We start from the raw sequence: 14,202 nt of genomic DNA, 5'->3' as shown, positions 1-14,202 counted from the left end.
CCCCGTCGCGCCCGGCGTGGTCTACGGCACCTACCGCTACCGGGTGACGCAGGGGCAGACGTCGCGCGGCGTGTCGGAGCGGGTGATGGCGCGGCAGCCGGACGGGAGCTGGAAGGTGGCGGTGAGCACCGCGTTCGGCTCGCCCGGCGACCGGCCGGTGCCGGCGTTCGCGCTGACGCACGCCACGGTGGTCGACGGCACGGGCGCGCCGCCGAAACGGGATGCGACGGTGGTGATGCGCGGGGGGACGATCGAGTGCGTGGGCCAGTGCGCGGTCGCGCCCGACGTGGAGGTGATCGACGCGCGCGGGAAGTGGATCATCCCCGGGCTGGTCGACGCGCACGTGCACTACTCGCAGACCGGGTGGGCCGACGGGCGGCCGGACTCGCGCGACGTGCGGGCGCGCTTCCCGTACGACAGCATCGTCTCCGTCCTCGAGCAGCACCCGGAGCGCTTCTTCCGCAGCTACCTCTGCGCCGGGGTGACGGCCACCTTCGACGTGGGCGGCTACCCGTGGACGTGGCCGCTGCGGGCGCGCGCCGAGGCCAGCAACGCCGCGCCGCACGTGGCCGCCGCCGGGCCGCTCCTCTCCACCCTCGACCACTGGGTGAACGTGCCCGCCGCGCGCCAGTTCGTGTTCATGGGGAGCGACTCGGCCACGCTGGCGGGCGCGCGGATGATGGTCCACAACGGCAGCGACGCGATCAAGGTCTGGTACCTGGCCGGTCCGCCGTCTCCCGACACCACGCAGTTCAAGGCGCGGCTGCGCATCGCCGCGGCCGAGGCGCGGCGCGCGGGGATCCCGCTGATCGTGCACGCGACGGATCTCTGGCAGGCGAAGGACGCGCTCCGCGCCGGCGCGAAACTGCTCGTGCACTCGGTGGACGACGCGCCGGTGGACGACGAGTTCATCGCGCTGGCCAGGCAGGCGGGGGCGACGTACACGCCGACGCTGACGGTGACGGAAGGGTACGTGATGCTGTACGGGCGGCACTTCGACGCCACCGGCGTGCCGATGGAGTGCGTCGACCCCGACACGCGTTACAAGGCGGCGCTCACCGACTCGCTCCCCGGCGCGCTGCCGGAGGCGCGGATGGCGGCGGTCCGCCAGCGCATCGCCGCGAACCGCCAGGTGATGAACGCCAACCTGCGCCGCGTGCGCGACGCCGGCATCCCCATCGCCATGGGCACGGACGCGGGGAACCCGCTGACGCTGCACGGCGCCTCGGTGTTCCACGAGATGGAGGCGATGGCCGAGGCGGGGATGACGCCGATGGAGGTGCTGGTGGCCTCGACGCGCAACGCCGCGCGCGCGATGCGGCGGACGGACATCGGCACGCTGGAGCCCGGCAAGCTCGCAGACCTCGTCGTGCTCGACGCGGACCCGCTCGCCTCCGTCGCCAACCTCCGCCGCGTGCGCCTGGTCGCCCGCGGCGGCGAGGTCTGGACGCGCGAGGAGCTGGAGTACCCGCACTAACCGGCGCGTGTCTCCGCGCGAGAAGCGGGGCGCGCCGATCGCCGGCGCGCCCCGCTTCTGTTGCCCATCCCGAGAATCAGGTCCAGAGGCGCACGACACCGTAGCTGTCGAACAACTCCTCGTTCGACACGAGCACCAGGTTCTCCGCCTGCGCTTGGGCAATGAGCATGCGGTCGAACGGGTCCTTGTGCGGACCGGCAAGCAGTCCCGCACGCTGACCATGCTCGATGGTCACTGGAAGCGGTTCGAACCGTTGCGACCGCAGCTGGCCTGCAAAATCGTGAGCCAGACGCGTTGCGGTGGGCAGCTTGCCGAGTCGGAACTTGGTGGCGACTTCCCAAGCCGAAGCTGCGCTGACGAACACCTCGTTTGTCGCATCAAGGATCACGTCCCGGGCGCGTTGCGGGAGACGCTCGTCGTCGGAGAGCCACCACAATAGCGTGTGGGTATCGAGGAGCATCCGCACGCTACTGCTCCCAGGCTTCCAGTTCATCCTGAGGCAAGGGCTCGAAGAACTCGTCCGGTACGACGAGCTCGCCCTTGAGGGTGCCTGGCTTCCGCTGTGGCTCGGCCCGGTTCACCGGAATCAACCTCACCACCGGCTCGCTGCCGCGCGCGATCACGATCTCCTCGCCTGCGCAGGCCTGCTCGATGAGCTTGGAGAGATTCGTCTTGGCGGCGTGGATGGTGACGATCATCTTGTGCAATCTCCCGTTGAGTTAGCTAACCAATCTAGCTAATCCTGATCTGCTGCGGAAGCGTCGTCGCCGTGGTTGATCATCCTGTCCTCGATCTCACCTTCACTCGTCGCGGAAGCTGAGCCGACACTCGCCAGCACCTCCCCACGCTGGGGCGGCGATTTCCCCACATTGGCAACCGAAGAGAGGATTAGAATACGCCGCTGGCCCAGCTTGTATCAGGTTGCGTAGCAGTCACTTGTCAGATTATCCCGTTCGCGCGCGGACCGAAGGGGTTTGACGGGGCGATGAGCGGGGCGTAGGTTGGCCCCCGCTCAACCAAGCAGAGTGCTCGTTCCGTATCGGCGCGCCGCGGCCATCCCCCGCTCGAGGGCGGGGATGCCACCCGGACCTCGGTCACCCAGCGCCGATCCGTCATGGACCCCAAAGCACACAGCGCCTTGATCCAGCAACGCGGAAACGCACTGCGCGCGCTCGCCTGCGCCGGACTGCTGATGCTGCCGGCCGCGCTGAGCGCGCAGGAAATCGTCCGCCCGGCCCCGGCGCCGGCCCCCGTGGTCGCGATCGCGCGGCGCACGCCCCCTCGCGCGGTCGCCCGCCGCGACTCGGTGGTGCAGCTGGCGCGGCAGCAGCTCGGGCGCCGCTACATCTTCGGCGGCACCACGCCCAGCGGCTTCGACTGCAGCGGCTTCCTGAAGTACCTGATGCGGGCGATGGGCTACGAGCTCCCCCGCACGGCCGCGCAGCAGGCGCAGGCCGGCCGCGAGGTGCCGCGCGACCCGTCGCAGCTGCGCCCGGGCGACATCCTGACCTTCGGGCGCGGCGGCCGCGTCACGCACGTGGGGATGTACATCGGCAACGGCCGCTTCATCCACGCCAGCAGCGGGAGCGGCCGCATCGTGGAGGCCAACCTGGACCGCCCCGCGTCGCACCTGGTGCGCGCCTGGTACGGCGTCCGCCGCCTCCTCACCGACGACGACAGCGCCACGGCGGTGGCCGCGCGCACGGACACGACGGCGCGCGGCAGCCACTGATTCGCATCGCCACACGAGAGAAGGGCCCGCGCCTCGATGCAGTCGCGGGCCTTCTTCGTTTCCCCAAGTCATCCCAACAGCATTGAATCACACGGAGGGAACGGAGGAAACGGAGGAACTCAGGTCAGTCCTCCGTTCCCTCCGTTTCCTCCGTGTGATTCATTTCATTCGTGATTCGATGCACAGTCGTTCGTCCTCGCGCGACGCAACTAGCGCTGGCGCCGCCGCGGGCCGGTCGCGGACGGCGCGCCTTCGGCGGGGAGGGTGCCGGCGCGCGCCATCAGCCCGTCCGGCGTGACGCGCGCGACGGTGGCGGGGAAGTCCTGCAGCCCCAGCGCGTCGACCAGCTGCGCCGCCGTACCCGCCGCGTCGGGGGCGACGAGGCCCGGCGGCGTCTGCCGCGTCGACCGTAGCTCGGCGTACGACACGCCGCCCGCCGGCTGCAGGTCCGCGCAGGCGATGCCGCCGCGGTTCATCGGGTCCGACAGGGTGAAGGGCCCGTACGTCAGCAGGTTCCCCAGCGAGTAGAAGATCAGCCCGCCGCGGTACCACTCGGCCGCGCGCATCACGTGCGGGCCGTGGCCGAACACCACGCTGGCGCCCGCGTCGATGGCCGCGTGCGCGAACGCGACGGAGTTGCCGCGGTCCTCGCCCAGGAAGATCTCCGTGGCGTTGTACACGTGCTGCGCGCCCCGCCCCTCCGCGCCGATGTGCACGCTCACGACGACGTAGGGATACCGCGCCGCCGCCCGGGCGACGTGCCGCCGCACCGCGGCGAGATTGCGCGGGTCCGGCCCCGTCCACGGGCTGAAGCCGAGGAACGCGACGGTGTCGCCGTTCGCGGCCTCGACCACCGCGGCCAGCGTGTCCGCGCCGGTGACGGAGCCGCCCGCGTCGCGCAGGTGCCGCATGGTCGCGTACCACCCCGCGTCGCCGGCGTCGCGCGCGTGGTTGTTGGCCACGTTGCCGACGAACGGCGCGGCGCCCGCCACGCGCCGCAGCGCGCCCGCCGCGGCCACGGGCGAGCGGAAGGCGAAGCAGGTGTTGGAGTTGGGCGCGCACTTCCGCCGTCCGGGCGCGCCTTCGCCGATGGCGCTCTCCACGTTCAGCATCACCACGTCGGCGTCCTGCAGCAGCGGCCGCAGCGGCGCCAGCAGCGAGTCGGCGCTGGGGAACGCGGCCACGCGCCGCCCCAGTCGCGCCGACGCGGTAAAGACCCAGGTGGTGTCTAGGTTCGTCCCCAGCGTCACGTCGCCGCCGGCGCAGACGCGCGGGCCGCGGGCCGTCGTATCCGCCGCGACGCGCTCCGGGCGCGGCTGCCGGCGCGCGCCTTCGCGGCGCACGGAATCGCGCCGGCGCATCCCGTCGCGCGGGCGAGCGCGCCCGCTGTCGCGTGCGCCGGAAGGGGCGGTGCTGCGGCGCATGATGATCGTGTCGCCGCCCACGAGCATCGTGTCGGCGCGCGCGGTGTCGGCGGCGGGGCGCGGGATGGTGTCCTGCGCGCGCGCCGGCGCCGCGAGGGCCGCGAGCGCCGCGGCCAGGAGAAGGTGGGTCGTCTTCACGGGTGCGAGCGGGTGGGTGCGTCGGGACGACGGGATCGCCGTCTCAAGATAACATCGCGGGCGCGGGAGGAGGGATCATTTCGTAGCTTTGCATCACCGAAGTCGATGCCGGATCATGCGTTGGCGAAGAAAAGGGTTCACATGCGGCCCGAAACACGCTAAACTGATGCACTGCAATCGATTTTCATCTCCCTCCCGTCCCCCGAATCCGCATGGCTTCCCATTCTCCCCTGCGCGCCGCCGACCTGCACGAGCAGGTGATGCACGAGTGCGCCGTGATGGCGCGTTTCGCGCTGGCCTCTGGGATGAAGGTCTCTCCCTCGCTGCTGGGCGAGATGGAGCGGATCCGCCAGGTCGCCTCGCCCGGCCCGGCCGAGATGGCCGCGCTTGCGCGCGTCCACTCGCAGCTGGTGGTGCTCGTGGCCCCCGCCACCCCTCGCGCGCTGCTCGCGCTGGGCGACGAAGGCCACGACCTGAAGCGGCTCGCCTGGCTCGGCCACGCGGGCGTGGTGCGGCGGATGATGCTGGTGGCGGCCATCTCGGTGCTGCTCTTCCTGGCGGTGAACGTCTCCGACGTGGTCAACGACGGCACGGCCGACCTCCTGAAGGCGACGGGGCCGACCGCGATCGCGCTGGAGGTGTGGTTCGTCTCCGCCGCGGCCATGGGCGCCTCGTTCGCCATGCTCATGCAGGTGAGCGACTACATCGTCAAGCGCACATACGATCCCAAGCACGAGCCGGGATACTGGATCCGCTTCCTGCTGGGGATCATGGCGGGGCTCATCCTGGCCGTGCTGGTGCCGGTTCCGAAAGACAGCGCGATCGCGGCGCTGGGCAAGCCGACGCTGGCCCTGTTGGGGGGCTTCTCGGCCTCGGCGGTCTACCGCATCCTGATCAAGCTGGTGGAGACGGTGGAAGCGCTGTTCCGTCCCAGCCCGAGGGACGAGATCGCGCAGCGCGAGCGGGCGGCGCAGGTCCGCGCCAACGAGGAGAGCAACCAGGGGAAGGTCACGCTGGCCGGGCGCCTGGTGCGGCTGCAGCAGCAGATCTCCTCCGGCGCGGCCGCGGGCGACATCACCGGCGAGCTGCAGAAGATCCTGAACACGCTGGTCCCCGAGACCGGCGCCGCCGAGGCGGACGCGGCACCCGCGGGCACCGTGGCCGTGGGCAACCTCCCCATCGTCGGCGCGAAGGACGCAGCGGGCGCCGGCACCGCATCACCGACGGCATCTTCGGGAGATGGGGATGCGGATGTGGAAGGCGAGCCCGTCGCGGCCGCGGCGGGCTCCACTTCGGGATATGGCGACTCGCCGTCCCCGGAATCCACCGACCCGCCCGCCGCCGGCTGAACGCCGATCGGCAGCGAACAACGAAGGCGCGGAGATGCGATCGCCATCTCCGCGCCTGGTCGTTTCCGCGTCTCCGCGCCTCCGCGTGAGATTCCACCAAAGCAGCGGCGCCGCCCCGGGTTTGGAGCGGCGCCGTCGTCGTCATCACCCGCGAAGCCCGTCAGCGCGAGGACAGGCCGGTGCCGGCGTAGCGGTCGAAGCCGACGCCGAGGACGCGGCGCGAGTAGCCGTTCTCGGGGTTGCGGCCGCGGGCCAGGTCGCGGTCGACCGCGCCGTCGCCGCGGTTGTAGGCCAGGAGCGCCAGTTGCAGGTCGCCGCCGTATTTGTCGATCAGGCGGTGGAGATAGCGGAAGCCGACGCGCAGGTTGGTGCGGGGCTCCAGGATGCCCTCGCGGGTGAGGCTGCGGTCGAACCAGCGCGCGGTGCCGGGCATCAGCTGGGTGAGGCCCAGCGCGCCGACGGGGCTGCGCGCGCGCGGGTTGAACATGCTTTCCACGCGCACCAGCCGGAACGCCAGGTCGGGGTCGATCCCCTCCTCGCGCGCGGCGTCGTGGATCTCGCGGGCCAGGTCGCCGGAGATGCGGTAGCGCAGCGCGAAGGCGAAGGGGCCGCCGTTCAGCTCGCGGAAGCGGCGCGCCTCGTCGCGCAGCCACGTCCAGAACTCGCGCGAGAAGCCGCCCTCGGGCTTGCGCAACTGTCGCGCGCTGTCGGCGCGGACGCCGGCCAGCCGCGGCCCGCGCGGGCCCTGCTGCGAGCCCGCGGGCGCCACGGAGCCGGCGCAGAGCGCCAGGCACAGCGCCGCCCCCACGGGCCGGCGCAGCCCGCCGAAGCGCGGGCGAACGATCACGTTCGTCGTGCTCAAGCGTGATTCCTCCTCGATTCTGTGGGCCAACGGTGCGCCATTCTGGCACGCGTCCGCCGCCGCGTCAACCCTCGGCCACCGCTCGACACCAGGCGTTCGCTCGCGTCGAGCCGTATCCACCCGCTCTGGACGGTAAGAAAGATCAGGAAATAGGCGGGTGATGGGGTGATTGTGAGATGGAGATGAGGATCGGGATGGGAATTGGGATGAGGATCGGGAAGGGCGGGTATCGAACGGGCGCGTAAACGCGCGGCTGGAACATTGGGAAGCCTGCTGCGCAGGCTGCGGACGCCGCATCCGTGCGCACCATCGACATCCGCGAGCCGAAGCCTCAGCACTCACCACTCAGCACTCACGCACTTTCGCACTTTCGCACTTTCGCACTCAGACGCGTTTCTTCCACCGCCTCGGCTCCAGCTTCGGCGGCCGCGCGCCGTGGCGCCGGGCGCCGATGACGGGGACGTACTCGAGCTCCTCGCCGGACTCGGCGGCGCGCAGCATCAGGCCGCCGCGGCTCATGTCGCCGCGCCCCACGAAGTCCACGGGAAAGACCAGGCGCTCGCCGTAGATCCCGGACAGCACGTCGACGTACTTCCCCGACGCGATGCTGCCGAGCAGCACCATCAGGGCGTCGCCGGCGTGCTCGGCCAGCGCGCGGGCGTGCGTCTCGAGCGTGTCGCGATATCGGCGGTCGTGCAGCTCGATCGCGCCGCCCGCGAACTCGCGCAGGATCTCGATCCCGATCGGCGCGTCCGGCGGCACCAGCCCGCGCGTGGGGGTGATCACCAGCGCGCCGGGCAGCCCCGGCGGCGGAGCGGAAAAACGCCGCACGTAGGCCATCTTTCCCCTGAAGTAGAGGCCGCTGAGGAACGAGAACACCTCGCCCAGCTCGGCCCCCTCGGGCGTGCGCAGCTGCTTCGCCAGCGGGAACGACGCCGCGTCGCGCATCACCAGCTGGCCACGCTTGCCGCCCGCGAACGCCGGGGAGAGAAGGAAGATGCGCGGAGTAGACATGACCGGAGCGCACGGCAAGAGGCGCGCCGGAAGTCTTGGCGCAATCCGTCGGGCCGGGTAGATTCAGACACAGACGTTCCTCGCGGCCGCCCGTCAGGGGCGGCCCGGCCGTCCTCCGCACCGCCTTGCAGGACCCCTCCGATGTCCGAAGCACGCACCACCGCCCTCACCCTGACCGCGGCCGTGGCCGCCGTCGGGATCATCGCGCGCTCCATGGGCGGCGGCGCGGCCGCCGTCGAGCGCGCCGGCAGCGTCTCCGCCCCCGCGGCGCAGGAGGCGAAGAAGGCCGAGTCGACGCTGGCGCCGCCCGGGCGCTACGAGCACATGGGGATGAAGCTGCTGGCCGCCAGCCTGGGCGAGCCCGCGGACGACCCGTACCTCGTGAACCAGCCGGCCGACTCGCTGGCGGTGATGGTGGCCACCATCCCCGACCCCGTGGACTCGCACGAGGACTGGGCGTACGACGCCATGCTCGAGTCGCTGCGGCGCGCCCACGAGCAGTCGAACTACGTGGTCGACCGGATGTGGCTCCCCTGGGTGGTGCGCGCCGACTCGGTCGTCGCCGACAGCGCCCGCAGCCGCGTGCGCGAGGCGTATCCCGGGGTGATCCTCTTCCGCTCCACCGAGGCCGAGATCACCCCCGCCGCGCCGCGCTACCGCCTCCTCTACCTGGTCGGCGAGGTGCCCACCGCGGGCGTGCACCCGCGGGCGCTGGCGCGCGCGCTGGCGGAGCGCGACCTGCTGCTGGGCCGCTACGCGGGCGACCCGGCGCGGCTCGGCTCCGGGGCCGGCAAGGCCAAGCCGGCCGCCGACACGCTGCACCTGGTGGGCCCCACCTTCACCGGCTCGTCCGCCGGCTTGGCCGCGCTGCTGCAGCGCTGGCAGGGCGGCGACTCCACCCGCATCGCCAGCGTCGTCACCGGGTCGGCCACGGGGTCGGTGAACCGGGAGATCTTCTCGAAGGGGAAGGGGTTCGACTTCGCGGCCACGGTCAACTCCGACGAGGAACTGCGCCGCGCGCTCCTCCGCGACGTGCTCCCCGGCCTGGGGCTGCAGCGCGAGGAGCTGGCGATCCTGGTGGAGGGCTCCACCGCCTACGGGCGCATCTGGGATCCCGGCTCGCCCGTGGAGGCCAAGCCCCGCGCCGGGCCCGATCGCCCCGAGCCGCCCGACACGGCGCTCCGCGCGGGGACGATCCAGCCGCAGGCGCACGAGACCGATTCGGCCGCCGAGCGCGGGCCGGCGGTGCAGGCCACCGACGAGCACGCGATCAAGCAGGCCGGCGGCAGCAAGCCCGAGGAGACCAAGGCGCTGCGGCTGTCGTTCCCCATGAACATCGGCACGCTGCGCGACGACTACGCCGACCGGCTGCGCCTGGCCCGCCAGCCGCAGAACGAGGGGGCGGGCACGGGGCTCTCGCTCTCGCTGACCGACGGCGCGCGGCCGATGGAGACGCCGCCCGTGGCCTCGCGCCTGACCGCGGCCGCGGTGGACCTGGTGCTCGACCAGATCGCCCACACGCTGCGCAGCCACAACATCCGCGCGGTGGCCATCGCCGCGTCGGACGTGCGCGACCGGCTGTTCCTCGCCTCGGAGCTGCGCAACCGCCTGCGCGACGTGTACTTCGTGGCGCTGGAGAACAACGCGCTCTACCTGACCCCCGAGTACAACCGCGACCTGCGCGGGATGGTGGTGCTCTCCAGCTATCCCCTCGTCCCCGAGACGCAGCTGTGGAGCGGCGGCCGCGAGGTGGTCCCCTTCTCCAGCGACTACGCGCAGGGCGTGTACAACGCCGCGCTGATGCACTTGGGATCGCGCGGGCTGCTGGACTACGCGTATCCCGACGGCAGCCGCGGCGCGCACCACCCGCCGGTGTGGATCGGGATGGTGGGAAGCCCGGGGCTGATGCCGCTGCGGCTGGACCCGGTGGGAAGCGGCTACGCCTCGCCGTCGGACACGACCGCGGCGCCGTACGCCGCGCCCGACCCGCGCATCGACTTCATGACCGGCGTGCTGCTGATCGCCATCCTGGTGGCCGCCGCCTGGTTCCTCTACTCCACCCTGGGCTCCGCGCTCGGGCTGCGCGCCGACGCGTACGGCGACCGGCGGCTGTTCGCGGGGCTGCGTCGCTCGCTGCGGTGGACCAGGGGGCTGGCGGACGCGGGGCGGCGCGGGCGGCTGACGGAGGACCAGCTCACCCGTCTCCGCGCCGTCAGCTGCATCCCGCGCGCGGCGCACGACTCCACACTGACGCCGGAGCAGTGCGACGCGCTGCGCGCGCTGGCCCGCGGCGGGCACCCGTCGCCCGTCACCCCCGCGCAAGCAACGGCGCTGGCCGAGGTCGAGGGGCCTGGGACCCGGTACCGCCAAGGGCTGCTGCTGTCGCGGCGCGCAGAGTGGGGCGGGCTGCGCCTGCAGGAGGCGCTGTACCGGATGGTCTTCGGCGTGGCCGTGTTCGGGGGACTGTTCCCCGGCACGCTGGTGGCCGCCTCGGCGCTCCTGCAGGTGGTGAACTCGGCCGCCCGTGAGGAGACGCGCCTGCTGGTGAGCCCCCACGCGGCGCTGGCCGTGGCCGCCGCGGGGATGCTGCTGCTGGCCGGGTGCGCCGTCGCCGGGGCGCTGCAGGTGCGCCCGCGCGGCGGAGACGGGCGGCGCGCGCTGCGCCCCGCGCGGCGCCACGTCTGGGCGGGGATCGGCTGGCTCTGCGCCGCGGGGATCGCGCTGGTCGCGGCGGGCTACTTCCTGGCGCCCGCGGCGGGACGCATCGCGGCGCTGGCGGTGGCGCTGTGCGCGGCCGCGGGTACCGTGCTCGGCGCCGGCGTGGTCGCGGCCGCCACCTCGCTGGTGCGCTGGATCGCCCAGTACCACCGCGCGATGGAGACGTGCGGGGAGGAGCGCCACAAGCGGCTGGACCTGTGGCGGCTGAACGTGGCCGCCCGCTACGCGGTGCTGGTGAGCACCGCCGGCTACCTGGGGCTGACCCTCTGGTACGCGTGGGAGGTGGCCGCCGTGGCCGTCGCCGAAGACCCGGTCCCCTTTGCCCTGCTCTTCCACCGCGGCTGGCGGCTGGACGGGGGGATGTCGCCCATCCTGCCGCTGCTGCTGTCCGCGGCCGCGTTCGCGGCCTGGTCGCGCTGGCACCTGCGCCGCGTGCGCGCGCAGCGGCACGTGACCTCGTTCGAGGCCGCCTGCCTGGAGCTCGACGCCACGCACGACCCCGCGAAGAACGATCGCGACGCCGCCGACGGCCCCGCCGAATGGTCGACCGCGCTCCCGCGGCGCGCGGTGGAGGGCGTGCGGCAGGTGCGCGACCGCCTGTCGCGGCTGGTCCCCGACGGAGGCGCGGCCGTGCTGGCGCTGGGGCTGGGGCTGGCCTCGCTCTGCGTGGTCCTCAGCCGCTACCGCGCGGTGGAACACTTGGCGGGCTTCGGGGCGTCGTTCGACGCGCTCTACCGCTTCGGTCTGATCGCGATGGTGGCCACCACCGCGTGGGCCGTCTACCGGCTGCTGGCGGTCTGGTCGGGCCTGCGCCGCACCCTCCACGCGATGTCGGGAACGCCGCTGATCACCGCCTTCGAGCGGCTCCCGCGACGGGTCGCGCGGCTGACGCGGCTTGCCTTCCTGGGCGTCCCCCGCTCCTCCGTGGTGGCCCCCGTGGCGGCGACGCAGTGGCGGCACCTGAAGGCGCTCTCCGAGGCGCTGGTGAACCGCAACGCGGTGCGGGTCATGAAGGTGGTGGGCGCCGCCCCCGTCCCCGCCGGGGTGGCGGGCGAGGCGGCCTCTCCCCAGCCGTCGGGCGAGGCGGAGCCGGTGCCGGCAGGCGCGTCGCGCATCCACGGCGCGCTGATCACCCTCCCCATGCCGTCCCCCGCCGCCGTGGCCGAGCAGGACCTGCGCGACGGCGTGCTGGCCTACGCCGGGCTGGCGCAGCCGGCGGCGGGATTGGGACGGTGGGGGCAGGAGGAGGCGGTGGGCGGCAACTTCGTGCAGCTGGCGGCCGTGCTGCAGGCGTACTGGGACCGCGAGCCGGCACCGGCCGAGGTGGAGAGCGTGAAGAAGCAGATGGAGAAGGCGGAGCTCGGCGAGGGCCCCAGCACCAGCGGCCGCATCCGCCGCACCGCGGGCGACGAGCTGGCGCTGTGGGTGCGTGCGGCCGAGGAGTTCGCCGCCGTGCAGGTGGTGGACTACCTCGAGTCGGTGATCAACCAGATGCGCGTGCTGGCGCTCTTCATCTTCGCCTCGCTGATCCTGGTGACGCTGCACGCGGGCGCGTATCCGTACGAGCCGCAGAGCCTGATGAAGCTGATCCTCTTCGCCCTGCTGGCGGTGACCGTGGGCGCGCTGGTGAAGGTGATGGTGGAGATGAACCGCGACGACGTGCTGAGCCGCATCGCCCATACCGAACCGGGGAAGATCACCTGGGACCTGCACTTCGTGATGAACTTGGTGGTCTTCGGCCTGGTCCCCCTCATCTCCCTGATCGGCAGCGAGTTCCCCGCCGTGCGCGAGTTCCTGCTCTCGTGGGTCTACCCCGTGACGCGCCTGGCCGGCGGCGGGGGATAAAAGGCTTTCACACGGCCACGGAGACACAGAGGATAACGGAGAGGCACGGAGAACTCAGCGCGGTTCTCCGTGCCTCTCCTTTTTACGAAATCCGGTATTCGGTTGATGCCCCTGCGCGGATCCCACGCTGACGTCATCCTGAGGCTGAGGCCGGCCAGACCGTAATCAGCGTCTGTACAAGAACCTGCAGGCCGAAGGATCTATAACCGCGTCAGCACGCGATTCGACCGGACGCACCAATACTTCATCCGAGTTCGGATTAACTCTGTGTCTTCGGTGTGAAAATCGATTTGGGGGCGGGGCGATACCGAACGCGCCCATCCGTCGGCAAAAAACGCGGTGCTGCGGCGATCGTGCCTCACTTCGCGCCGCAGTTGTGCCCCGCGTGCCGCATCACGGAAGCCGCCGTGCTCTCCATCCTCTTTGTCCTGCAACGACTTGCGGAAAGGTTGAAACCTGGGCCGTGCGCGGTCCGTTCCCTGCCTGCCGGCCGGCATCTCCCGCAACGGGGAGAACGGCCGGGTCCGGATGAGATCCGCCGGTGCGCGCGCGCCGTAATCGAGACGGCCGCGCGCCGGCAAGACGAACGCTTCGCGGGGGACGATGCCCCCGCTGTCACGACAGGAGATTCGACGAGATGAGCACGTGGACGAAGGTGCGGGCCGCCGGCATCACGGCGGCCGCGGTGGTGGTGGCGGCGGCGTGCGGCCGCGCCGAGGCGACGCCGCAGGGCAACGCGGCCGCCAAGCCGCGCGTGGTGACCGTGGTGGCGCGCGACTTCGCGTTCCAGGCGCCCGACCAGGTGCCCGCCGGGCTGGTGACCTTCCGCCTGGAGAACCGCGGCCAGAACCTGCACCACATGCAGATCCTGAAGCTGGACGAGGGGAAGACGCTCGACGACCTGCTGGCCGCCATGCGCAACCCCGGTCCGCTGCCGGCGTGGGCGCACGAGGCGGGCGGCCCCAACGCCCCCGATCCGGGGAAGGACGCCAACGCCACGATGCTGCTGCAGCCGGGCACCTACGCGCTCCTCTGCTTCGTCGACATCCCCGACCACGTGCCGCACGTGATGAAGGGGATGGTGAAGCTCCTGCGCGTGACCCCCGCCGTGGCCCCCGCGGCGATGACCGCGCCCACGGGCGACGTGACGATGACGCTGAACGACTACACCTTCACGCTCTCGCAGCCGATCACCGCGGGCGCGCACACCATCCGCGTGCAGAACGGCGCCGAGCAGTCGCACGAGGTGGAGCTGATCAAGCTGGCGCCGGGGAAGACGGTGGACGACCTGATGGCGTGGATGCAGAACATGCAGGGGCCACCCCCGGCCAGCGCCATCGGCGGCATCGCGGGGATGCGGCACGGCGACGTGCAGTCGTTCAGCCACGACTTCACGCCGGGCGACTACGTGCTGATCTGCTTCGTCCCCGACGCACGCGACGGCAAGCCGCACTTCATGCACGGCATGGTGCAGAAGTTCACCGTCTCCTGATCGCCTTCACGCGAGAAGAAACACGACGCCCCGGCGGAAGCATCCGCCGGGGCGTCGGCTTTGTTATGCCTCACGCGGAGACGCGGAGTCGCGGAGAACTCATCTCGACCCGAGCTTTCGTCTCGAATCGCCAAGATCCTTTATCTCTCAC

General features: G+C 71.9%; 10 protein-coding genes. 5 read left to right on the top strand and 5 right to left on the bottom strand.

The features are described from left to right. A partial coding sequence (locus VF092_03170; protein HEX6746291.1) for an amidohydrolase family protein occupies positions 1–1,477 on the top strand: 1,477 nt, incomplete at its 5' end. Between the two features lie 76 nt (positions 1,478–1,553). Here VF092_03170 and VF092_03165 read toward each other — a convergent pair. Further along, positions 1,554–1,937, bottom strand: a complete 384-nt coding sequence (locus VF092_03165; protein ID HEX6746290.1) for a type II toxin-antitoxin system VapC family toxin — start codon at positions 1,935–1,937, stop codon at positions 1,554–1,556. A gap of 7 nt (positions 1,938–1,944) precedes the next feature. Beyond that, positions 1,945–2,175, bottom strand: a complete 231-nt coding sequence (locus VF092_03160) for a type II toxin-antitoxin system prevent-host-death family antitoxin (GenBank protein HEX6746289.1) — start codon at positions 2,173–2,175, stop codon at positions 1,945–1,947. Between the two features lie 440 nt (positions 2,176–2,615). On the opposite strand from VF092_03160, the gene VF092_03155 reads away from it, so the two are divergent. Then, positions 2,616–3,209 carry a C40 family peptidase gene (locus VF092_03155; GenBank protein ID HEX6746288.1) on the top strand — a complete coding sequence of 198 codons (594 nt, stop codon included), beginning with the start codon at positions 2,616–2,618 and terminating at the stop codon, positions 3,207–3,209. Positions 3,210–3,418: 209 nt separating this feature from the next. Here the strand turns inward: VF092_03155 and VF092_03150 are convergent, their stop codons facing one another. Further along, on the bottom strand, positions 3,419–4,771 hold the full coding sequence (locus VF092_03150) for a CapA family protein (GenBank protein HEX6746287.1): 1,353 nt from the start codon (positions 4,769–4,771) through the stop codon (positions 3,419–3,421). A gap of 212 nt (positions 4,772–4,983) precedes the next feature. Between VF092_03150 and VF092_03145 the strand changes: the two genes are divergently transcribed. Beyond that, positions 4,984–6,120: a hypothetical protein gene (locus tag VF092_03145; GenBank protein ID HEX6746286.1), complete on the top strand. Its 1,137-nt coding sequence runs from the start codon at positions 4,984–4,986 to the stop codon at positions 6,118–6,120. Positions 6,121–6,280: 160 nt separating this feature from the next. Here the strand turns inward: VF092_03145 and VF092_03140 are convergent, their stop codons facing one another. Together VF092_03140 and VF092_03135 are read right to left on the bottom strand one after the other, a co-directional pair. Next, positions 6,281–6,982 (bottom strand): lytic transglycosylase domain-containing protein, encoded by a 702-nt coding sequence (locus VF092_03140; protein HEX6746285.1) that lies wholly within the window; start codon positions 6,980–6,982, stop codon positions 6,281–6,283. Positions 6,983–7,366: 384 nt separating this feature from the next. Then, the gene (locus tag VF092_03135) at positions 7,367–7,996 is read right to left on the bottom strand and encodes a hypothetical protein (GenBank protein ID HEX6746284.1); all 630 of its coding nucleotides are present in this window, start codon (positions 7,994–7,996) and stop codon (positions 7,367–7,369) included. 141 nt (positions 7,997–8,137) lie between these two features. On the opposite strand from VF092_03135, the gene VF092_03130 reads away from it, so the two are divergent. Continuing rightward, positions 8,138–12,559, top strand: coding sequence for a hypothetical protein (locus VF092_03130; protein HEX6746283.1), 4,422 nt, complete (start codon positions 8,138–8,140; stop codon positions 12,557–12,559). Positions 12,560–13,196: 637 nt separating this feature from the next. Continuing rightward, a complete protein-coding gene (locus VF092_03125) occupies positions 13,197–14,051 on the top strand; it encodes a hypothetical protein (protein HEX6746282.1) in 855 nt (284 codons plus the stop codon). The last annotated feature ends 151 nt before the right edge of the window (positions 14,052–14,202 follow it).

It is taken from the genome of Longimicrobium sp., assembly GCA_036377595.1.
Lineage (GTDB): Bacteria > Gemmatimonadota > Gemmatimonadetes > Longimicrobiales > Longimicrobiaceae > Longimicrobium.
The sequence above is the reverse complement of the archived record's forward strand: the minus strand, read 5'-3'. Positions and strand labels throughout refer to the sequence as shown.

Bases quoted from the DNA above. Each gene is read 5' to 3' on its own strand.
- VF092_03165 (HEX6746290.1), bottom strand. From the start codon at position 1,937: ATGCTCCTCGATACCCACACGCTATTGTGGTGGCTCTCCGACGACGAG.
- VF092_03160 (HEX6746289.1), bottom strand. From the start codon at position 2,175: ATGATCGTCACCATCCACGCCGCCAAGACGAATCTCTCCAAGCTCATC.
- VF092_03145 (HEX6746286.1), top strand. From the start codon at position 4,984: ATGGCTTCCCATTCTCCCCTGCGCGCCGCCGACCTGCACGAGCAGGTG.
- VF092_03135 (HEX6746284.1), bottom strand. From the start codon at position 7,996: ATGTCTACTCCGCGCATCTTCCTTCTCTCCCCGGCGTTCGCGGGCGGC.
- VF092_03130 (HEX6746283.1), top strand. From the start codon at position 8,138: ATGTCCGAAGCACGCACCACCGCCCTCACCCTGACCGCGGCCGTGGCC.
- VF092_03125 (HEX6746282.1), top strand. From the start codon at position 13,197: ATGAGCACGTGGACGAAGGTGCGGGCCGCCGGCATCACGGCGGCCGCG.